We start from the raw sequence: 20,568 nt of genomic DNA, 5'->3' as shown, positions 1-20,568 counted from the left end.
AGTGCTGCCATTTAATGGAGTATGGCAAAAAACAGTGCATTATTCGTAATGATTCATTGCGCTATTGAAAATACCCATTCAATTGTCGGTTTGCGCCAGAAGTGCGAGCGTCCGCAGGTCTTTCTCGCCGTCAAAATACTTTTCCAGCGCCCGGGGAAATGCTGATTCCGCTTCGGCCGCGCAGGCAAACAGCGTCATGCATGACCTGAACTTCAGGTCGTCGGGATGTCCAAAAATGGTTGCGGCCGATTTGCCCTCCACGGCGATCACTTTTTCCGTGCACTCCCTCAGCCGCGCGCCGAGTACCGGATGCCGCAGGTATTCCCGCGCTTCTTCAAGATTTTTGATCGCATATGTTTCCGCCAGCCGGCTATGCCCCAGGCCGTCGATCTGGGGAAATACGTACCACATCCAGTGCGTCTGTTTTCGCCCCTGTTCCAGCTCGGCCAGAACTTGCTGGTAGATACTTTCCTGGGCGTTGACGAAGCGGTTCAGGCAGAAAGGATCTGCGGCGTTGGTGTGATTGTTTGGAGTGGACATGTCATCTCCTTCTTTGAGTGTAGGTCGGAAGGCGCAGCGCTTTTCCGACCTACTTATTCGGCAGGATGCGGAATTCGTCATCCGCCGTCAAGTCATCATCGATCTCAGTCACCGCCACGCTGCGCACCTGCGCCCCGGCCGGGCCGTGTTCGGCCCAGGCCGGGGCGCAGGTGCTTGGCCATCGGCGCGTTATTTCTTCTGCAGCAGCGGCAGCAGGTATTTGCCGGTGACGCTGTCCGGATTGGCCGCCACCTGTTCCGGGGTGCCGGTGGCGATGATTTTCCCGCCGCCGGCGCCGCCCTCGGGGCCGAGGTCGATCAGCCAGTCGGCGGTTTTGATGACGTCCAGGTTGTGCTCGATGATGACGACCGTGTTGCCCTGGTCGCGCAGGCGGTGGATCACCTTCAGCAGCAGGTCGATGTCGTGGAAGTGCAGGCCGGTGGTCGGCTCGTCCAGGATGTACAGCGTGCGGCCGGTGTCGCGCTTCGACAGTTCCAGCGACAGCTTGACGCGCTGCGCTTCGCCGCCGGACAAGGTGGTTGCGCTCTGGCCGAGCCGGATGTAGCCGAGGCCGACGTCGAGCAGGGTTTGCAGCTTGCGCGCGATGACCGGCACCGGCTTGAAGAATTCGTGCGCGGCTTCGACCGTCATGCCCAGCACTTCGGTGATGTTCTTGCCCTTGTACTGGACTTCCAGCGTTTCGCGGTTGTAGCGCTTGCCGTGGCAGACGTCGCACGGCACGTAGACGTCGGGCAAAAAGTGCATCTCGACCTTGATTACGCCGTCGCCCTGGCAGGCTTCGCAGCGCCCGCCCTTGACGTTGAACGAGAACCGGCCGGCCGAATAGCCGCGCTCCTTGGCCATCGGCACGGTCGAGAACAGGTCGCGGATCGGCGTAAACAGGCCGGTGTAGGTGGCCGGATTGGAGCGCGGGGTGCGCCCGATCGGGGCCTGGTCGACTGCGATCACCTTGTCGAAATGTTCCAGCCCGGCGATCGATTCGTACGCGGCCGGCTCCGCGTGCGCGCCGTACAGATGGCGCGCGGCAGCCAGGTACAGCGTGTCGTTGACCAGCGTCGATTTGCCGGAGCCGGAGACGCCGGTCACGCAGGTCAGCAAACCGACCGGCAGGTTCAGCGTGACGTTTTGCAGGTTGTTGCCGCAAGCGCCCGCGATGATGAGTTGCTTGTCGGGGTTGACGGCGGTGCGGGTGGCGGGCGTGGCGATTTTCAGCTTGCCGTTCAGGTATTGCGCGGTCAGCGATTCCTTGCTTTTCAGGATGTCTGCCAGCGTGCCTTGCGCGATCACTTCGCCGCCGTGCACGCCGGCGCCGAGGCCCATGTCGACGATATGATCGGCGGTGCGGATCGCGTCTTCGTCGTGCTCGACCACTAGTACGCTGTTGCCGATGTCGCGCAGGTGGCGCAGGGTGTCGATCAGGCGGTCGTTGTCGCGCTGGTGCAGGCCGATCGACGGTTCGTCCAGCACGTACATGACGCCGGTCAGGCCGGAGCCGATCTGCGACGCCAGCCGGATGCGCTGCGCCTCGCCGCCGGACAGGGTATCGGCGCTGCGGTCGAGCGACAGGTAGTCGAGCCCGACGTTATTCAGGAAAGTCAGGCGCGAGATGATTTCCTTCACCACCCGGTCGGCGATTTCCTTCTTGGCGCCCTGCAGTTCGAGCTGCTCGAAGAAGGCCAGCGTGGTGCGCAGCGGCATGCCGGCGATGTCGTAGATCGCGCGTTCCTGCGCGCCGCTGCCGACCTTCACGAAGCGCGCTTCGACCCGCAGCCGCGCGCCGTGGCAGGACGGGCATTGCTTCTCGTTGATGAATTTGGCCAGTTCTTCCTTGACCGCCATCGAATCGGTTTCGCGGTAGCGCCGCTGCAGGTTGGTGACCACGCCTTCGAACGCATGCTCGCGGATCACGGTCTTGCCGCGCTCGTTCAGATAGGCGAACGGGATCTTGTCCTTGCCGGAGCCGTACAGCACCGCCTGCTGTGCTTCCTGCGGCAATTGTTCGAACGGCGTATCGAGGTCGAAGCCGTAATGCTCGGCCAGGCTGGTCAGCATCTGGAAATAGAACTGGTTGCGCCGGTCCCAGCCTTTCACCGCGCCGGACGCCAGCGACAGATTCGGGAAGGCGACGATCCGCTTCGGGTCGAAGAATTCGATATGGCCGAGGCCGTCGCACTCCGGGCAGGCGCCCATCGGGTTGTTGAACGAGAACAGGCGCGGCTCCAGCTCCTGCAGCGAATAGCCGCATTGCTGGCAGGCGAACTTGCTGGAAAACACCTGCTCGGCGCCGCTGTCCATTTCCAGCGCGATCGCACGGCCGTTGGCCAGCCGCAGCGCAGTCTCGAACGATTCCGCCAGGCGCTGCTTGATTTCGTCCTTGACCTTGGCGCGGTCGACCACCACGTCGATGGTGTGCTTCTCGGTCTTCTTCAGCTTCGGCAGGTCGTCGATTTCATGGATTTTGGCGTCGCCGGTGCCGCTCTGGACCCGGAACCGCACGAAGCCCTGGGCCTGCATCTGTTCGAACAAATCGACATGCTCGCCCTTGCGGTTGGCCACCACCGGCGCCAGGATCATCAGCTTGGTGTCTTCCGGCATCGCCAGCACCGCATCGACCATTTGCGACACCGATTGCGCAGCCAGCGGGTGTTCCGGATGGTCCGGGCAGTAAGGGGTGCCGACGCGCGCGTACAGCAGCCGCAGGTAATCGTGGATTTCGGTGACGGTGCCGACAGTGGAGCGCGGGTTATGCGAAGTGGCCTTCTGTTCGATCGAGATCGCCGGCGACAGGCCTTCGATCAGGTCGACGTCCGGTTTTTCCATCAGTTGCAGGAACTGCCGCGCGTAGGCCGACAGCGATTCGACGTAGCGCCGCTGACCTTCCGCGTACAGCGTATCGAACGCCAGCGACGACTTGCCGGAGCCGGACAGGCCGGTGATGACCACCAGCTTGTTGCGCGGCAAGTCCAGATTGATGTTCTTCAGGTTGTGCGTGCGTGCGCCCCGGATGCGGATTTGTTCCATGTACAGCTTTCTGCGGTGGCTTTTCGGATTCTGGAAGTCGTGAGGATAGGTTAAAACCGGGCATTGAAGTCGCGGCGTGCTGCAGGTTTTCGCTGGATCATTTACGCTGGGGTTTTAATCGATATCGGATGTCATGCGCAGTCGCTGCAAGGCGCGCGCCCGTACCGCAATCCGGTTATTTTCTTAAAAATAGGGAGTATTGGAATTCTTATGGCATTTCTCGCTTAAATTAATTGCGTATGTTAAATATACTGGCGCTTGCAAGCAGTGCGGGCGGAGCCCGTGTGGCTTGATCGTACAATAATCGTCGGTTACCCCATGCTAACCCTGCCGCTCTTGCCCGAGAGTCCGGGCAATCAACCTGATACTATAGCTTCTTTCAAAAGCTGTCGTAAAACCCGTCTCGTCTTTCGTATCCTGCCCATGTCTGCCACTACTCTCCAATCCTTGCCGAGCGCCATGACGCGCGCTGAAATCAAGTCCTCCGCCTCGCTGGCATCGATTTTCGCCTTGCGCATGCTGGGTCTGTTCCTGATCTTGCCGGTTTTTGCTATCCACGCCAAAACCCTGCCCGGCGGCGACAACGCCTTCCTGGTCGGTCTGGCGATGGGGATTTACGGCCTGACCCAGTCGTTCGGGCAAATTCCGTTCGGCGCCGCCTCCGACAAATACGGCCGCAAGCCGGTCATCATCATCGGCCTGATCCTGTTTGCGCTCGGCTCCTTCATCGCCGCCGGCGCCGACAACATGCTGTGGATGATCATTGGCCGGGCGATACAGGGTGCCGGCGCGATCTCCGCCGCGGTGACCGCTTTCATCGCCGATTCGACCCGCGAAGAGCACCGCACCAAGGCCATGGCGATGGTCGGCGGCTCGATCGGCCTGACCTTCGCGTTTTCGCTGGTGGCGTCGCCGCTGCTGTACAAGGCGGTCGGAATGGGCGGGATTTTTGCATTGACCGGCACCCTGTCGGTGCTGGCGATCCTGGTCGTGCTGTATCTGGTGCCGGCCGCACCGGCGCTGCCGGCGGCGCGGGTGCCATTTTCGACGGTATTGCGCAATACCGAACTGATGCGCCTGAATTACGGCGTGTTTGCCTTGCATCTGATGCAGATGGCGATGTTCGTGGTGGTGCCGTCGGTGCTGGTGCAATATCTCGATTTGCCGGTGGCAGAGCACTGGAAAATCTATCTGCCGGTGGTGCTGGCGTCATTTATCATAATGCTGCCGCCGATCTTCATCGGCGAAAAACAGGGCAAGATGAAGCAGGTGTTCGTCGGCGCGATTGCGCTGCTGCTGTGCGTGCAGATCGGCATGTGGCAGTTCCTGACCCAGCCGATGGCCTTGATCGGGCTGCTGTTTGCGTTCTTCATCGCCTTCAACATCATGGAAGCCAGCCTGCCGTCGCTGGTGTCGCGCATCGCGCCGCCAGCCGCCAAAGGCGCGGCGTTGGGCGTATACAACACCTTGCAGGCGCTGGGACTGTTCTGCGGCGGCGCGCTGGGCGGCTGGCTGAAGCAGCATGCCGGCCCGAATTCGGTCTTCATCCTCGGCACGGTGTTGACGGTAGGCTGGCTTATAATCGCATCCAATATGCAAAACTTACCGCGCCGCAGCAAGCCTCAGGCTGCTGCCGCCTAGATCACACAGGAAATCAGGAGAACCCTATGGCATCAGTCAATAAAGTCATCATCGTCGGCAATCTCGGACGCGACCCGGAAACCCGTTACATGCCCAGCGGTGATGCGCTGACCACCATTGCCGTGGCGACCACCGACAGCTGGAAGGACAAGTCCACCGGCGAGAAAAAAGAGCAAACCGAATGGCACCGGATCACCGCCTTCGGCAAGCTGGCTGAAATCATGTCGCAATACCTGAAAAAAGGCTCGCAAGTGTATATAGAAGGCAGCCTGCGCACACGCAAATACACCGATAAGGACGGCGTTGAAAAATACGCGACCGACATTCGCGCCGATACCATGCAAATGCTGGGCGGTCGTCAAGGCGGCGGCAGCGTCGGTATGGATGATGGCGGTTACAGCAGCGCGCCGGCCCAGCAGCGTCAGCCTAGTCCGCAGCAGCAGCGGCCGCAGGCTCCCGCTCCGCGACCGGCATCGAACTTCTCCGATATGGATGACGATATCCCTTTCTAGGCCCGGATAAGCGCGAAAGTGTAAACAACTGAGGCGGAGCTATTGATTTAGCTCCGCTTTTTTATTGTTTGCGGTTTTTGCTCTTGCGTCTGCCTGTATGTATAAAACGTATCTTTTCTGAATATAAACAAATGTACTGTCGGCAGTTAAAAGGAGAGCGCTTTGCGATTTTTATGGCGTTGTTTTTTCGTTTTATTTTCAAGGAAGCGACCGCCCCAGTGAAATGCCAAAGTGATCGTTGCTGCTGGCGGTTATTCAAGTAGCTCGCCAGTTTGCCTGGTTGCTCGGTCGGCGCCGGAAATTTCGACGCACGCCAACCGCTGCGCTAGCGCCCAGAATGCACTCAATTAATGATTGACTTCAAACATATTGTTGTGTGAATATTTTGCCAGTGGCGTTTTCCGGAAGGCGGCAATGGTGGCGCGCTGGCGAGCGGATTCGTTGCGAGGATCGTGTCGGATCCGCGCACAACCTCGACGTTAATTGAACGGCTCACGATGGAGCTCGCTCTAAAGCTGTTGCGCAGATTCCGATATGGAAGGTAGTGCCGGATGAAGTGGCCTCCTCGCCTGCGTTTGCCGAATTTTTGCAAGTGAAATTAGGTGGGGACGTGTATGAGCTTCTGGTTAGGAACTATTCGAGCGATACGTTGATCCGCCGTCTCAGGCATATGCTATTGATTGATTGATCACAAACGATGTTTGGCTTATTGGTGCTGACGACGAATCAGTTGAGCGTTTTCTCACATATGAGCAGCGGCAGTCGAACAGGCCGGCAAAAGAGCATGCAGCAAGGTGATTGATGCCCAGAAGATATATCGTCACCATGTGGTCCAAGCAGGATAAAACACTGATACGAGGCAGCCAACCAAACTTGAGAAATTAACTGTGTCAAACACGAAAATCGTTCAGAGCATCGGTAGGCAACGCCCGCGACCTATCTGTTCCGGAACTTTTGCAGGAGCCTTTTAGTTTCTGCCAAAGAGCAGTTGTATTGCAAGGATTGTCCCCCATGAACTCGCTTAATGCCCCGCATGCCACATCCATCGTTCACGGCGATGAGGATTGCTTTATTTTCACAGAGACAGTCATAAGGGACATCGACGATCACGCCGCAAGATTGCAACACTGGCAGCAGGAATATGAACAACTCTCCAGTGGTGCTTTCTCGGGTTCCTTGGAGGAGGTGTGGTTTGATAATATACAAATATTTCGCGAGAAGACAAACCAAGTTCTGCATCAAATTGGACGGCCTTGGGAGGGATCCCGCACCATTGGCGTCGTCCTCGATGCAAGCGGCGGTGGACTGTTGTCCGGAACCGCGCTCAGTCGGGGGGCGCTGGTCACACAAGGTGGAGACGAAGACCTGGATTTTCGAACACCAAAACAACTTGATATCATTGCTATTTCCACTGGTGCCGCGGAATTACGGGAGTTTGCCTGTACTGTCTGGGGTGTGGATACCGAGGCCAAACTCTCCACTTCCGGTGTTTTTGGGCAGTCCGTCGGAGTTGCTCACGGTTTGGGCGAGTTTCTGGAACTGCTGCTGAGCAACATCAAGAGGTCGCCTGGAATGTTAAATTCCCCTCGCACCAGAAAAATCATTGAGCAGGAAATTTTTGACAATCTGGTGGTTGCAACCAGCGATACCAGCTCAGTCAATCATATTGTCATCCCGACGTCGCGCAAGGGTGTGGTGGATAAAGCCAAGGCCTACGTGCTGGAGCATCATGACGACCCGGTCACGGTCGCCGATTTATGTACGGCCTTGAATATCTCGCGACGTACCCTGCAATACAGTTTTGAGTCTGTTCTGGATATCAATCCGGTCGCTTATCTGCGAGCCATCCGACTAAACCGGGTCCGACGGGAACTCAAGGCCGGTGCCGGAGGCAGCCGCATGACAGTAGCGGATATCGCCGCCCACTGGGGTTTCTGGCATCTTTCCCGCTTTGCTGGCAACTACAAGCAAATGTTTGACGAACTCCCGTCGGAAACTTTACGTAAACACCAATGAGAACCCGCCTGACAAGCCGGGTTCGGTGGCGGTATCGAACGCCAATTTCATCATGGCGAACAGGCTATCGAAACCCAGATGCACGTTTTCTTGTAAATTCATCCATCAGTTGCGCGCCACGCTCTGCAATCAACGGAGCCTTATAGTCGCAGTTCCAACATCGAAGCACCCGTGGCCGCATCACCATCCGTCGAACATCATCGTGAATGCTGCAGGCCTGTCCTTGTTAGCGCCTCATAGGCCCCGGACTTGCAGAGCCCTGATCTGCGTGTCATGCACCGAATGAATGCTCGCCTTCGTCGTCGGCATCGATAAGCGATTGCCGACGATGAAGTCTGTCTGAATTGTCAGTTGTCGTTTAGCGATTATCAAAATCGACACCCTGGACAAGCCATGGGATGAGCGCCAAAGAGAGGCGTACTGGGGAATCAAGCCTTCCTGGCTGCAGGTGGACGGCTTGCCGCCAGCTTCGCCGGACGGAATTTCGGACGCTATTGCCGAATTTGGATAACAGCTTTTTCAGACCCTTCTTACACTTAAAGTGCTGGAGGTCATTGAGGCCGCTCTGGCTCAATCGTGAAAAAGGATGACAATGTTACTGGATGCGATGAAGATGCTGATTGGCCGTAAGGCCCGCTGGCTTCGGCGTGGCCTGATGACCATCGCCGGTCTGCTGCTGACTGGAGGAGTGCTTGCAGCACCGATTTCGGCGCCGGATATTCTGAAAAACAAATGCGGCGGCTGTCACCTCGAGGGCGGCAAGCTGCAACGCATTCCGGACCTGCGCAAGACACCCGAAGGTTGGGATATGAGCATCGCCCGCATGCAGGTCTGGCACAAGGTGGAGATATCCAGGGAAGAACGTCAGTCCTTGGTCAAATACCTTACGGACCAGCAGGGGCTGGCTCCCGAAGAGGCTGCGCCGTACCGTTTCCTGATTGAGCGGAGACCTAATGTCCAGGATGTTGTTCCTAGCGAAAAGCTAGGCCAAATGTGCGCGCGCTGCCACAGTTTTGGCCGTGTCGCCCTGCAGCGTCGCGATGTTGGCGAGTGGAAAAATCTTATCCATACGCATCTTGGTCAGTTTCCTAGCATTGAATATTCAGCCTTGGGACGCGATCGTAACTGGAAGGATATCGCCCTTAATCAGGTGGCGCTCGAGTTGGCCGGTCTCTATCCGGCCAACACTGCGGCCTGGAAAAGCTGGCAGAACAAGAAGCATGCGTTGCCCACCGGTTCGTGGCGAATCGCCGGTCACCGGCCGGGTTGGGGTGATTACGCCGGCTACATGCAGGTCGATGCCCTGGGCAGTGATCGCTATGACGTCCGCTACGAGTTGAATTACGCAGCCGGCAATCGGGTGCGCGGCCATGGGCAGAGCATCATTTACAGCGGCTACGAATGGCGCGGCGATGCTACTCTCGGTAACGAGAAGGTACGCACGGTGCTTGCCTTGAGCGAAGATGGCAAGAAACTCTCCGGTCGATGGTTCCTGCGCGAAACTGACGAGGTTGGCGCGACGTTCGAGGCCGTGCAGGCTGGGGTTGGCTCTCGCCCCAGCATCATCGCGGTATTCCCGTCCTTGTTGAAGGCGGGTAGCGAAACGCTCCTGAGCGTGCATGGCGTTCAACTCGGCAAGGATTATGACTTGGGGCCGGGGATCCGGGTGCTTTCAGCCAAGCAGAAAAACGCCGGCGAGGTCGAACTCATGGTGAGCGTTGCCGACGACGCGGCGGTCGGACTGCGTAACCTTCGTGCCAAGGGTGGGACGGACGACGTGAAGGTGGCGGTTTACCGCCAGTTTGACTCTATTCGTGTCGAGCCCGAGTTCGGCATTGCCCGTTTGGGCGGCGGCACCAATCTAGGCATGTCAGCACAGTTTGAAGCTATAGCCTACCTCAATGGTGCCGATGGAATCCCGGGCACCGCAGATGACGTTCGTCTCGGTTGGGTTCCGGCCAACTGGAGTGTCGATAACTACGACGAGAAAGCCAAGGCTGACGACGACGTCAGGTTTACCGGCGTCATGGAACAAAGCGGGCTGTATATTCCAGCCGTGGCCGGCTCCAATCCGGCACGCAAAGGCATGAACAACACCGGAAATTTGTCCGTCATCGCCAAGGTTGCAGACCAGGCGCGCACCAGCGAGGCGAGAGGTCATCTGATAGTGACCGTGCAACGCTGGAACAAGCCGTCGCTACGCTAGGAGAAGTACACCATGGCATCACTGCAACTGCAAAGACAGAACTATCGGGCGCTGGGGCAAAGCGGCCGGCGCTTCTTGCTACATGTACCGACCACCGCGATGTTCGAACTGGATAAGGCAGCCGATTCAGTGCTGGAGTTGCTGGAGGAGACCGGCGCTGTGAGCGAGCAGCAGGTTCGTGGCCGCTTCGACGGTATCTTTTCGCCAGACGAAGTCTGCGATTCCCTCTCCGATTTTCTTGCCCTTGGCATCATCTCGGCCAAGCGTAAGGATTACGAAATTACGCCTCGTGAAATCAAGCACTTCCCGATCAATACGCTGGTACTGACGCTGACCACCGGCTGTAACTTGGGTTGTACCTATTGTTACCGTGAGGATCTCACCCCTCCCCGCGATGCCGTTGTAATGGAGGATGCTACCGCAAGGCGCGCCCTCGATATGTTGCTACGGGAATCTACTGGTCATGAACAGGTGAACGTGGTCTTCTTCGGCGGTGAGCCTACGATGCGCTTTTCCAGCATCCACGCGCTGGTCGCCTATGCCGAAGAGGAAGCAGAAAAATTAGGAAAAAAGGTGGATTTTTCCCTCACCACCAACGCCAGCTTGCTGACCGACGAGATGATCGCGTTCTTTCAGTCGCACCGCTTCGGCATTTCGGTGAGCATGGACGGAGATGAAGAGACTCACGACCGCTATCGCATCACCATCGGCGGCAAGGGCACCCATAAGCAGGTGTCGAAAAATGTCCGGCGCTTGCTGGCGGGATGTACGTCACGGCCGGTGGGGGCTCGGGTGACGTTAAGCGGCGGAAACACGGATGTGGTGCACATTTATCGCCACCTGCATGACGAGCTGGGATTTTCTGAAGTCGGTTTCGCACCGGCGACGGCGAGTAATGATTCACCCCTCGGCCTTGATGGCGTCGAAATGCGCGCGGTGCTTGATGCCATGAAGGCTCTGGGTCTGGAATACACGGCGGCGGCTAAACGGGGTTTTCGCCATGGCTTTTCTAACATGAACCAGCTGATGCAGGACCTTTTCAGCGGGACGCGCAAGGCACTGCCTTGCGGGGCGGGGGTCGGGTTGCTGGCAGTGAGTGCCGAAGGCCAGCTTGCCCTTTGCCATCGATTTACCGGTACGTCTTTTCCGAGTTTCGGGGACGTCAATGTCGGCATCGCCGAGAAGGACCTGAGTGCCTTTCTCACCGAAGCGCAGCGCCTGCATCCGGCTTGCCAAGAGTGTTCGGCGCGAAGCATTTGCGCTGGCGGCTGCTATCACGAAGCCTACGTGCGCGAGGGCAGCGCCCTGTCACCGACTTTCTCGCACTGCGATTTCGTCCGCGAGTGGCTTGATTTCGGAATCGAATGTTTCGGCGAAATCATGCGCGCCAACCCCGGCTTTTTTGCCGTCCAGAACAAGGCGCAGGAATTACATGGAGATCAACAATGAAACGCCTGAGACCACTCAATAATAAGGCTTATAGCCTATCTTCCCCCGCATCCGAAGGGCAATCTCTCGAAGTCAGTCCAATGAGCAATGTGGTCGGGTGCACCACTACCTTTGATCCAGGCTGGGAAATTGATGCCTTCGGCGGTTTATCCACACTCTGCCAGCCCATGGAGGCGGATCTTTACGGCTGTACCGATCCTTGCTGGTGGCCAGCCCAAGTCGCCGACAACATGAATACTTCCCGCGACTGGAGCGAAGGTAAAAATTCGGCTCTACGCGACTGGCGGGAACTGCAGACACTTTTCCCTGAGGATTAAAGCGATGAAACGTTGGATCATTTTTCTCATTACCTTGCTAATGACACCCGCAGCGTTAGCCGGCGACTACCTGCTCACCGGCAGTCGGCCCAATAGTCTGCAAATGATAGATTTGGCGGCACGTAAAGTGGTGCGCACCTACCAACTGCCGGGTGAGGGTGCGCCTAGTGCGATCTCTGCTCCGGCGAACGGCAAAATTGCTTACGTCCTGACCAATCACTTTGAAAGTGTGGTTGGGATAGATCTCGATAGCGGGCAACAAGTTTTCCGCGCCGACATGTCGACGCCGGAGGAACGCGTCAAAGCCATGATGGGCATGACGGTAAGTCTCGACGGCAGCAAACTCTACGTGTATCAAATCCCGACACGCATGAAACGAAGCAAGTACGAATCCCTCGATACCAGGATTGCCGTCTACAACACGGCCGACGGCATCGGTGCCAAGCCGGTAAAAACCTTTCCGGCGCCCCGCCGCATTACCATATTGGCTCCCACGGCAGATCGCGACCGGGTAGTCGGCTTGGGATGGGATCTCTATGTTTTTGATGCCAGGGCCGGCAAGGTCGACAAGACTCATCTGTTGCGCCATTCGCAGCGCAAAGGCTTTGGTGAACCTGACGTCTTTTCCATGTGGAATCTATATGAGCAGGCTCGGGTGCTCTCAACCCCCTATTACGTAGCGAAAACCGATGTCGATCCCAAGTCGCCTGAGGCTTTTAAGGTTGGAATTATGAATTTTGATCTCGCTACAGAAAAGCTAAGTTACGATGAGATTGCCAATGCAGAAGATGTTATTTTTTCATCAGTGGTTAATCCCGTGAAGCGCACCGAGGTTTTTGCTGTGATGAATCAGGTCTTCCGCGCCGATACGGCAGAAAAGAAATTAGTCCAGCGCGTCCAGCTTGACCGTACTTACTACGCCATCAACATCTCCAGCGACGGCAGGGAAGTCTACCTCGGCGGCGGCGGCGACACGGTGGCGGTCTACGACACTGCAACCCTCACCAAACAAGCAGAGATAAGCATCCCTGGCGGTGCCGATCAGTCGACTACTTCGCTGCGGATCATCCAGCGCTGAGCTCATGTGCAAAAATAGGAATAGGATCAGATGATGCCTTCCTCTTCGCCGCTGTGGCGTCACCCGATACTGCACTGGGGGTGGCTGCTGCTGGCTGTGCGACGGCGCTTGGCCTTGCGTGTTGTCACCCTGTCCTTTGTCGCCAGCCTGCTGGCATTGTTGCAGCCGTGGCTGTCGAAAGTTCTGGTGGATGACGGTGCACTGACCGGCGATCTGAAGGTGTTGGCGACAGCGGCAGGACTGATGCTGCTGGCACCGCTGCTGGGGCTGGCGGTGGAATCTATCACCCGCTTCGATTATCTCGAGCTGTCGTCCCACGTGCTGTTCGGCCTGCGGGAACGGGTATTCGAACACCTGCAAACGCTGTCTCCCGTTTATTATTCGCGCGTCGGTTTTGGCGACCTGATTTCCCGTTTTGATGGCGATCTGGCCGAGGTCCAGCGCTTCCTGGTGGATGGGCCGCTGGCGCTGTTCAACGGCTTGTTCAGCCTGTTGGCGGTTGTCATCTTGATGGGATTCCTCAGCCTCCCGATGACGCTATTGGTGCTGCTGGCCATGTTGCCATTACCCCTCTTGCACGGTTTTCATAAACGGGCGGCGGTGGAGGGTAGCGCTCGGGAGGCACGCCGGCAGTCCACGCACTTGTCCAACTTCTTTTTGGACAGTCTGCGGGCGGTCAAGCTGATTCAGTCAGCCAATGGCGAAGAGGCGCGCATGACAGCTTTGAGGGAGCGGCACGGCGACTACTACCAGGCCTTGAAAGCAGCGCAGCAAACTGGTTTTTCTCTGGCCGCCGGACAGCGTGTGGCGGGCTTGGCTGGAACGGCTCTGGTGTTTGGCGGCGGTGGCTATCTGCTCTCCAAAGGCCAGATTACGATGGGGGTGTTAATTGCCTTCGTCGGTTACTCGGCTCGCGTGGCCGGTCCGGTACATACTTTGATGGGCGTGTTGGCTGGATGGCAGCGGCTGCGGGTAAGTTTGGAGCGACTGTCCGAGGTACTGGATGCCGAACTGCCGCGGCAGACGGATAAGGTGTCGGCCCGTCTGCCGGTCGTGCTACAGGGTGAAATTGCATTGGACGAGGTGAGCTTCGCCTATGAGCAGGGCAAGCCTGTCCTGCACAAGGCATCCTTGCATATCCCGGCCGGTAGTAAGGTATTGCTGATTGGACCCTCCGGTGGCGGGAAATCTACCTTGGCAGATCTGCTACTCGGACATCTGCAGCCGGATCATGGCAACATTTTTATTGATGGCGTGGCTATTGATCAGGTGTCGGTAGCCGAGCTGCGCCGCCGGGTGGCGCTGGTGGATCAGGAGCCGGCTTTTTTTCCTGGCACCGTGGCGGACAATCTGCGTTTTGTCCAGCCGCAGGCCAAGGATGCGGAGCTTTTTGACATTCTGCAGTCGGTCGGATTGGAAGCTGCGGAAGTGCATCTTCAGACGCCGGTCGGTGGCGTCGGTACGGCACTGTCTCGTGGCCAGCGCTTGCGGCTGGCCCTGGCCCGGGCGATTTTGCAGAACCCATCGATCCTCGTTCTCGACGAAACTACCAGTGCTGTGGATCCTGAAATGGAATGCCAGTTGTTGGCTCTCGTGCATCGCCGGTTCTCCGGCCGCACCTGCGTTTTCATCACACATCATGTCCGCTCCACACAAGATTGGGATTTGATTTATCGGTTGCACCACGGAGAGTTCGAGGTGATTTCCGGAGCGGTCGCAACTCATGTTGGTTAAGGTCGGGATTATCGATAGCGGCATCGGTCCCGGACTGGACGCGGACGTGGGCGCCGGTGTAACTATGCGCTTGGCTGAGGGGGGGCAAGTGCAGTGCCTGGCAGGGGACAGGACTGATTCTCTCGGCCACGGTACTGCAGTGGCCAGTCTGATTCTGGCCCGTGCCCCGCGTTGCTCTTTGCTTTCGGCACAGGTTTTTTATGGCGCCCGGCCAGCCGCTGCGCAGGTCATTGTCGCAGCCATAGAATGGTGCGTTGCTGAAGGTGCCCGGATCATTAATCTCAGCCTGGGGTTGCGTGAGGATCGCCGCGCCCTCAAGGAGAGCTGTCTGGCCGCCATCTCACAGGGCGTGTTGCTGGTGGCATCCCATCCGGCCCGGGGGGAGGCGACATATCCGGCAATCTACCCCGGTGTGTTGGCGGTGAGCGGCGACATTCGTTGCGGGGAGGGCGATTGCGCCAGCATTGCGCATGACCGTTTATTCGGCGCTTCCCCCCTGCCGCCGAACGGATTTTCAGGGGGTGGGGCGAGTTACGCAGCGGCACGCATGACTGGCCGTGCTGCCGCTTTTTTCGATGCATGTCCGGCAGCTACGGTGGCCGATTTCAAAAATCATTTGCAGACCATTGCGCGTTTTCACGGGCGCGAACACCGGCAGGCAGTCTCATGACAAAAACTATGGAAATTGCGCTGGCGATCACTGCTCCACGCCGACTAGCAGCACTGAAATCTTTTGCGACCCTTGATCGGGCGGCCTTGCTCGCTTTTCTGGACGATCCGCAGTTGGCAGAATTGCTGCCACATGGCGCAGTGGCCACCCACTTGTATTTCGGCAGCGAGTACTGCGAGCACTTGTTTCCGAACGATGCAGATCTGACCACAGCACTGGACCAGGCCGAGCGTCTGGGGCTGAATTTTGTGCTGCCCACCCCCATCGCCAACGACGGGCTGCTGGCTCGCATCGTTGCAACCGTTGACCGGCTGCCGGTAGGAGCGGAGGTGTTAGCCAATGATTGGGGAGTAGCGCAGGTAATGAAAACGCAATTTCCCCGGCGCGGGGTGGTGGCTGGCCGCCAGTTGGCCAAGATGATCAAGGATCCACGGGTACCGGCACCGACCTGGAGCAAGGTCTATCCCAGCAATTACCGGGCAGCGCCTTATGCTCGATTACTTTCCAGTTTCGGTATCCGGCAAGTTGAGCTCGATATTCCGCCCTTCGCCACCCCCGATGCCTTTACCGTCAATGACCTGGATGTGGCCGTTTGGGCACCCTACGCCTACATCGCCAAGGGCCGCATCTGCAAAATCGGCTCGCTAGGTCAGAAAACGGAGGATAAGTTCGCTCCCGGCCGGGCCTGCCATCGCGAGTGTCTGGGCATTCTGGAGCGGGAACCAGATGCGGTAGTTTCCGGCTTGCGTACCTATAGTCGCGGGACAACTATGTTCTACCAGCACGATGCCGCGATGTTTGGCGCCCTGCGCGGTGCCATCGCCCAAGGTCATGTCAAGCGTTTGGTGCTTTCTGAGGTTTAAATGGAAATTACATCACCTATTAGCCACATCGACGAAATTGAACCCCTGGTTGCCGCCGGCGCCAAGGAGCTTTACTGCGGGGTAGTGCCATCGAACTGGGTGGCCCAGTTCAATACAGGCGCGGTGAACCGCCGCTATTTTTCCAATCTGCCGAGCCTCTCCGAACTGGAGAAGGCCGTGACCATTGCCCATGGCGCGGGCGCCCAGCTATTTTTGGTGCTCAATGCCCAACACTACGGAACAGATCAGCTCGACGCCTTGGTTAATCTCGGTAACAGTTTTAATGAAATGGGCGGCGATGCTGTCATCGTTGCCGACCTGACATTGATCGTAGCCCTTCGCGAACAGGTTCCCGACCTTGGTATTCACGTCAGCTCGGTGGCCAGTTGCCGCAACAGTGCCGCCGTCAGCTTTTATCGCGATCTTGGCGTACGCCGGGTTATCCTTCCCAGGGATGTGACGCTCGACGAGATAGAAGTCATCGCCAAAGCAGTACCCGACGTCGAGATAGAGGTATTCATCCTCAATGACGGTTGCGTCTTCGAGGAAGGGGTCTGCCATACGATCCACTTGCCGAAAAAACTCGGCGGACCGATCTGCGTCGACAGTTATCAGTTTGAGTACGTGGGGGCTGCCGGTAAGGCCATGCCGCACGAGGCAGTCCGTCGTCTGCAGGATAACGATGCAGATTACAAGCGCTGGCTGTGGTACCGCTTTGGCTGCGGATTTTCAACCACGGAAGAGGGCTATCCCTATGGCCCTTGCGGCCTTTGCGCCATTCACCGGCTACGTGAGGCCGGGGTTGCATCGATCAAGATCGCGGGGCGGGAGGGCGCCACAGAGCGCAAGATCAAAAGCGTGGAAATGGTTCACCAGGTGCTCGAAAAAGCGCGGCAAGGCGCCGATGCGATGAGTGTTGCTACTACAGCTGTCGGTATCCGCAAGACGGTGAAGCACTGCCAAAGCGGGTATATGTGCTACTACCCGGAGGTGCGTTATCCGTTATGAGAGATGCTGTCGGATTAAAAGTCGTCATCAACGAAATCGAATCGACTGCTGCTTGTGAAAATAGCGTATCCGTGCGGACATGTATTCGATGGGACGCATGTAACTAAAATAAAAAATTGCCGAAATTGGATAACGGTCGCGTGGCCGCGCCCATAAACTCAATTCGAGCATGAAGATAAAAATCGGCCTACTAAGAGAGCCGACAAGTCAATCAGGAGACAAAATGATTCAATTTCGAGCATTGAAGATCGGTGTAGTCGTATCGGCACTTTTTGGCGTCAACGCTGTTGATGCGGCTACTGACGCGGACGCCGCAAAACTCGGCAAGGAACTTACGCCTGTTGGCGCAGAACGGGGGGGCAATAAGGATGGCTCAATCCCTGCCTGGCAGGGCACCGAGGCGCCGACCCCTGGCTGGGTTTATGGCAAGAGCCGTGCGGAGCACTGGAAGCACAGTGGGGAAAAATCTCTCTATACGATCGATGCCTCTAACTTAGACAAATACGCCGACAAGCTTTCTCCCGGCCAGATCCAGTTGCTTAAGCAGAGCAAGGGGTATCGGATGAATGTTTATCCGACACACCGCACATGCGGCAATCCGGACTTTGTAGTAGAAAATACCAGGAAAAACGTCACCGCAGCCAAGCTGGCGGGAGATGGCTGGAGCCTGAAGGAGGCGACCGTGCCAGGCATCCCTTTTGCCATTCCCAAAACCGGGACTGAGGTAATGTGGAACGTGAAGATGAAGTATGCCGGCATCGGTTTCGAATGGCCGACGTTGTATACTTCATTGTCGCCTCGCCAAGGTGGGTCGGAGTGGGTTGATGCAGGTTCGACCCAGACTTACTACTTTCCTTGGGGTAAAAAAGGCGCCGCCCAACTCTCTCAGCTGCCGCCGGTCGAGTATTTCACTTATTTCGCGTATAAGTCGCCCACGGCTTTGGCCGGTCAGGCATTGGCCATTACCAATTATCTCGACAAGGGCAATGAGGTTTTCTATTATTTCCCGGGCCAGAGGCGGGTTCGTCGCATGCCGACCTATGCTTACGATGCTCCACAGATCGGCTTCGAGAACCAATATACGATGGATGAGCCGCGGATGTTCAATGGCACCATCGACCGTTTTGATTGGAAACTGGTGGGTAAAAAGGAACTCATTGTCGGTTACAACTCTTTCGGAATGTACGATCCGAATGTGAAGCTGCACGATGTTGTTAAGCAGGATGGCGTGGCTAGCGCCAGCCGCCGCTACGAACAGCACCGCGTCTGGGTGGTGGAGGCCACGGTCAAGCAGGGGGTTCGCCATGTCGCGCCCAAGCGGACGTTTTATGTGGACGAGGATAGTTGGGCAATCGTGGTCGCTGATGATTACGATGCACAAGGCAAGCTTTGGAAGGTTCGTGAAGGCTACGTGATTCCGGTTTTCGAGACGGGCAGTTGCGACAACCCGGCCTTCGTCCAGTACAACCTGGTGGATAACCGCCATGTCTTCGATCAGAGTTCCCTTGGTGCCGGCAAGGACATGCGCTGGTTTGTCGAGTCAGCCGACGCCAAGTTCAAGGAGAGCTTCTACACCTCAGACAATCTCCGCGCGATCAGCGAGCGCTGATTAATTCCATTTCGTATTAAAAAAGATAATAGCGTTGCATGGGCTTGTCCTACTGAATGTATGGCAAGCCCATGCTTCTTGTTCTCATTTTTACTGCAAATCGGAATAGCTGCTTTGCAGTCGCGGCATAACAACTAAAAATAAGGAGGGGGACAATGAACATGCATTTGAAAAAAATCACGCTGGGTGTACTCATGGCCTACGCGGGTGGTGCGATGGCGTTCACGTTCGAGACTGAAAACGTGAGTGGCAACTTCGACTCGACAGTTTCGGCTGGAATTGGAGTTCGCGCCAAAAATACGTCATGCGGGCTGGTTCTGAAAGACTCGGCGGGTCTTTTTACAGGTAATCCGGGGCCGAGCGGGGCGGGGGCGCCTACCGGGTGCACAGAGGCGGTTTCCGGACTGGGGGATCAGGGTAACCTGAACTATGGAAAAGGCGATGCTTTTACCACCTACCTCAAGGGAACGCATGAGTTGCTCTTGAAGATGCCGGAAAACGTCAAATTCATGGCCCGCGTGAGCTGGTTAAAAGATTTCAGCGCGACGCAGACAACGGGCTACATCAGTGCCGGAAATCCGACAGGCGCTTCGCAGCCGGACGATGCCAGAGACGACTTGAATTTCAAGGCGCGCCTCCTTGATCTATGGGTGAGCAAGGAGTTTGCAATCGGTGAGGAGCGCGCTCGCGTGCGTGCCGGCAATCAGGTCATCAGTTGGGGCGAAAGTCTGTTCCTGCCGGGGGGCATCAATCAGACCAACGCCCTGGATCTGATGCGTCTCTCCCAGCCCGGAACCCAGCTCAAGGAAGTGTTTTTGCCGGCGCCGATCGTCAGCTTCGCCACGGGCATCGGGCAGGGGATGAATCTGGAAGCGTATGTGCAGACGAACTGGAATAAGAACTACTTTCCGCCGACCGGCAGCTATTGGTCAATGGTCAATGGCCTGGGGGCAGGGCACGATGCTTATGGCCTGAGCGATGGAAAAGCGAAGAGCAGTGGTCAGTATGGTGCGTCGCTGCGCTGGCAACCGAAAGACACTCAGCTGAACCTGGGGGCCTATGCCATGGCTTATCACGACAAGTCGCCGCAGTTTTCCTACAACGCCAACGATAGCGGAAATCCTGGTTGGATCTATGCGGAAGATCGCAAGCTCTATGGTATCAGCGCCAACTTCCCTGTCGGCGATTGGGCCGTCGGCACTGAGCTGTCCTATCGGCCGAAGGACGCCGTATCGCTGAGCCCAGCCACCGGTTGTGTCGGCACCAACGGTAATTGCTATGTCGACGAGAAAAAGCTGCAGTGGCACCTGACTGGCATCTTGAGCCTGACGCCAAGCGATTATCCGTTCATCTTGAAGGCGCTGGGTGGGGCCAGCACCGCGACCCTGATGGCCGAAGCGGTGGTGGTGCGTTATCCGAACCTCAAGCCATCGTATAACGGTGAAGTTGTTTCTGCCGGCGGCTGGGGCTGGGGGCTGGAAAATGATCCCGCCGGCATGCCGGAGTCGGTCGGTACAAAGAATTCCTGGGGGTACAACCTCGATTTCAGCTGGGTCTATGATGGCACCCTCATTCCCGGCTGGCAGGTGATTCCCGAAATTTACTATTTCCAGGCTATCAAAGGACGCACGCCGAATCCGATGGCGACCTTCATGGAAGGCGCGAAGTCTGCGAATTTCATCGTGAACTTTGTTAAGAACCCGGCCAGTTGGCAAATCGGAGTGAACTACGCCAAATTCTGGGGAGGAAAACGCGTATTTGACCAGCCATACAAGGATCGGGATTTTTTCGGCGCCTTCGTTTCCCGCAACTTCTGAGTCGCATTGCTGGAGGGGCAAGCTGCCCCTCCAGCCTGATTCCACCAAAAACGTCAAAATCCAGCA

The 20,568-nt window shown here is 57.2% G+C and carries 15 protein-coding genes; 13 read left to right on the top strand and 2 right to left on the bottom strand.

All coding sequences use genetic code 11. The features are described 5' to 3' along the window. Window positions 1-78: 78 nt before the first annotated feature. Window positions 79-540 (bottom strand): DUF1810 domain-containing protein, encoded by a 462-nt coding sequence (locus HMCN_RS0102735; protein ID WP_025915936.1) that lies wholly within the window; start codon window positions 538-540, stop codon window positions 79-81. A 189-nt stretch (window positions 541-729) separates the two neighbouring features. Then, the gene (gene uvrA, locus HMCN_RS0102730) at window positions 730-3,582 is read right to left on the bottom strand and encodes an excinuclease ABC subunit UvrA (RefSeq protein WP_025915935.1); all 2,853 of its coding nucleotides are present in this window, start codon (window positions 3,580-3,582) and stop codon (window positions 730-732) included. A 459-nt stretch (window positions 3,583-4,041) separates the two neighbouring features. Here uvrA and HMCN_RS0102725 point away from each other — a divergent pair, with 459 nt between their 5' ends. The 13 genes from HMCN_RS0102725 (at window position 4,042) to HMCN_RS0102660 (ending at window position 20,502) form a co-directional block, all read left to right on the top strand. Next, window positions 4,042-5,223 (top strand): MFS transporter, encoded by a 1,182-nt coding sequence (locus tag HMCN_RS0102725; protein WP_025915934.1) that lies wholly within the window; start codon window positions 4,042-4,044, stop codon window positions 5,221-5,223. 26 nt (window positions 5,224-5,249) lie between these two features. Further along, the gene (gene ssb / locus HMCN_RS0102720; RefSeq protein WP_025915933.1) at window positions 5,250-5,735 is read left to right on the top strand and encodes a single-stranded DNA-binding protein; all 486 of its coding nucleotides are present in this window, start codon (window positions 5,250-5,252) and stop codon (window positions 5,733-5,735) included. Between the two features lie 1,011 nt (window positions 5,736-6,746). Further along, window positions 6,747-7,751: a helix-turn-helix domain-containing protein gene (locus tag HMCN_RS0102715; protein ID WP_025915932.1), complete on the top strand. Its 1,005-nt coding sequence runs from the start codon at window positions 6,747-6,749 to the stop codon at window positions 7,749-7,751. A 592-nt stretch (window positions 7,752-8,343) separates the two neighbouring features. Beyond that, complete coding sequence (peaA, locus tag HMCN_RS0102705) at window positions 8,344-9,957, top strand: quinohemoprotein amine dehydrogenase subunit alpha (protein ID WP_162174111.1); 1,614 nt, start codon at window positions 8,344-8,346, stop codon at window positions 9,955-9,957. A gap of 12 nt (window positions 9,958-9,969) precedes the next feature. Beyond that, complete coding sequence (gene peaB / locus HMCN_RS0102700; RefSeq protein ID WP_025915930.1) at window positions 9,970-11,406, top strand: quinohemoprotein amine dehydrogenase maturation protein; 1,437 nt, start codon at window positions 9,970-9,972, stop codon at window positions 11,404-11,406. Next, window positions 11,322-11,723: a quinohemoprotein amine dehydrogenase subunit gamma gene (gene qhpC / locus HMCN_RS18500; protein ID WP_369792132.1), complete on the top strand. Its 402-nt coding sequence runs from the start codon at window positions 11,322-11,324 to the stop codon at window positions 11,721-11,723. Before peaB ends, qhpC begins: the two co-directional genes overlap by 85 nt. Before the next feature lie 4 nt (window positions 11,724-11,727). Then, window positions 11,728-12,801: a quinohemoprotein amine dehydrogenase subunit beta gene (gene peaD / locus HMCN_RS0102690; RefSeq protein ID WP_025915928.1), complete on the top strand. Its 1,074-nt coding sequence runs from the start codon at window positions 11,728-11,730 to the stop codon at window positions 12,799-12,801. Between the two features lie 30 nt (window positions 12,802-12,831). Next, on the top strand, window positions 12,832-14,535 hold the full coding sequence (locus HMCN_RS0102685; protein WP_025915927.1) for an ABC transporter ATP-binding protein: 1,704 nt from the start codon (window positions 12,832-12,834) through the stop codon (window positions 14,533-14,535). After that, window positions 14,525-15,205, top strand: a complete 681-nt coding sequence (locus HMCN_RS0102680; RefSeq protein WP_025915926.1) for a S8 family serine peptidase — start codon at window positions 14,525-14,527, stop codon at window positions 15,203-15,205. Before HMCN_RS0102685 ends, HMCN_RS0102680 begins: the two co-directional genes overlap by 11 nt. After that, complete coding sequence (locus HMCN_RS0102675) at window positions 15,202-16,068, top strand: hypothetical protein (RefSeq protein ID WP_155837349.1); 867 nt, start codon at window positions 15,202-15,204, stop codon at window positions 16,066-16,068. Before HMCN_RS0102680 ends, HMCN_RS0102675 begins: the two co-directional genes overlap by 4 nt. Next, entirely contained in the window at window positions 16,069-17,076 is a 1,008-nt protein-coding gene (locus HMCN_RS0102670; RefSeq protein WP_025915924.1) for a U32 family peptidase, read from the top strand. A 223-nt stretch (window positions 17,077-17,299) separates the two neighbouring features. Next, window positions 17,300-18,685 carry a DUF1329 domain-containing protein gene (locus tag HMCN_RS0102665; protein WP_035625507.1) on the top strand — a complete coding sequence of 462 codons (1,386 nt, stop codon included), beginning with the start codon at window positions 17,300-17,302 and terminating at the stop codon, window positions 18,683-18,685. A 155-nt stretch (window positions 18,686-18,840) separates the two neighbouring features. Continuing rightward, window positions 18,841-20,502: a DUF1302 domain-containing protein gene (locus HMCN_RS0102660; protein WP_025915922.1), complete on the top strand. Its 1,662-nt coding sequence runs from the start codon at window positions 18,841-18,843 to the stop codon at window positions 20,500-20,502. Window positions 20,503-20,568: the final 66 nt, after the last annotated feature.

Source organism: Herminiimonas sp. CN (genome assembly GCF_000622895.1).
GTDB lineage: Bacteria > Pseudomonadota > Gammaproteobacteria > Burkholderiales > Burkholderiaceae_D > AVCC01.
The sequence above is the reverse complement of the archived record's forward strand: the minus strand, read 5'-3'. Positions and strand labels throughout refer to the sequence as shown.

Excerpts from the sequence above, each read along its gene's own strand:
- peaA (WP_162174111.1), top strand. The coding sequence starts at position 8,344 with ATGTTACTGGATGCGATGAAGATGCTGATTGGCCGTAAGGCCCGCTGG.
- peaB (WP_025915930.1), top strand. The coding sequence starts at position 9,970 with ATGGCATCACTGCAACTGCAAAGACAGAACTATCGGGCGCTGGGGCAA.
- HMCN_RS0102685 (WP_025915927.1), top strand. The coding sequence starts at position 12,832 with ATGATGCCTTCCTCTTCGCCGCTGTGGCGTCACCCGATACTGCACTGG.
- HMCN_RS0102675 (WP_155837349.1), top strand. The coding sequence starts at position 15,202 with ATGACAAAAACTATGGAAATTGCGCTGGCGATCACTGCTCCACGCCGA.
- ssb (WP_025915933.1), top strand. The coding sequence starts at position 5,250 with ATGGCATCAGTCAATAAAGTCATCATCGTCGGCAATCTCGGACGCGAC.
- HMCN_RS0102735 (WP_025915936.1), bottom strand. The coding sequence starts at position 540 with ATGTCCACTCCAAACAATCACACCAACGCCGCAGATCCTTTCTGCCTG.
- qhpC (WP_369792132.1), top strand. The coding sequence starts at position 11,322 with ATGTTTCGGCGAAATCATGCGCGCCAACCCCGGCTTTTTTGCCGTCCA.
- HMCN_RS0102665 (WP_035625507.1), top strand. The coding sequence starts at position 17,300 with ATGATTCAATTTCGAGCATTGAAGATCGGTGTAGTCGTATCGGCACTT.
- HMCN_RS0102660 (WP_025915922.1), top strand. The coding sequence starts at position 18,841 with ATGAACATGCATTTGAAAAAAATCACGCTGGGTGTACTCATGGCCTAC.
- HMCN_RS0102680 (WP_025915926.1), top strand. The coding sequence starts at position 14,525 with ATGTTGGTTAAGGTCGGGATTATCGATAGCGGCATCGGTCCCGGACTG.
- peaD (WP_025915928.1), top strand. The coding sequence starts at position 11,728 with ATGAAACGTTGGATCATTTTTCTCATTACCTTGCTAATGACACCCGCA.
- HMCN_RS0102725 (WP_025915934.1), top strand. The coding sequence starts at position 4,042 with ATGACGCGCGCTGAAATCAAGTCCTCCGCCTCGCTGGCATCGATTTTC.
- HMCN_RS0102670 (WP_025915924.1), top strand. The coding sequence starts at position 16,069 with ATGGAAATTACATCACCTATTAGCCACATCGACGAAATTGAACCCCTG.
- uvrA (WP_025915935.1), bottom strand. The coding sequence starts at position 3,582 with ATGGAACAAATCCGCATCCGGGGCGCACGCACGCACAACCTGAAGAAC.
- HMCN_RS0102715 (WP_025915932.1), top strand. The coding sequence starts at position 6,747 with ATGAACTCGCTTAATGCCCCGCATGCCACATCCATCGTTCACGGCGAT.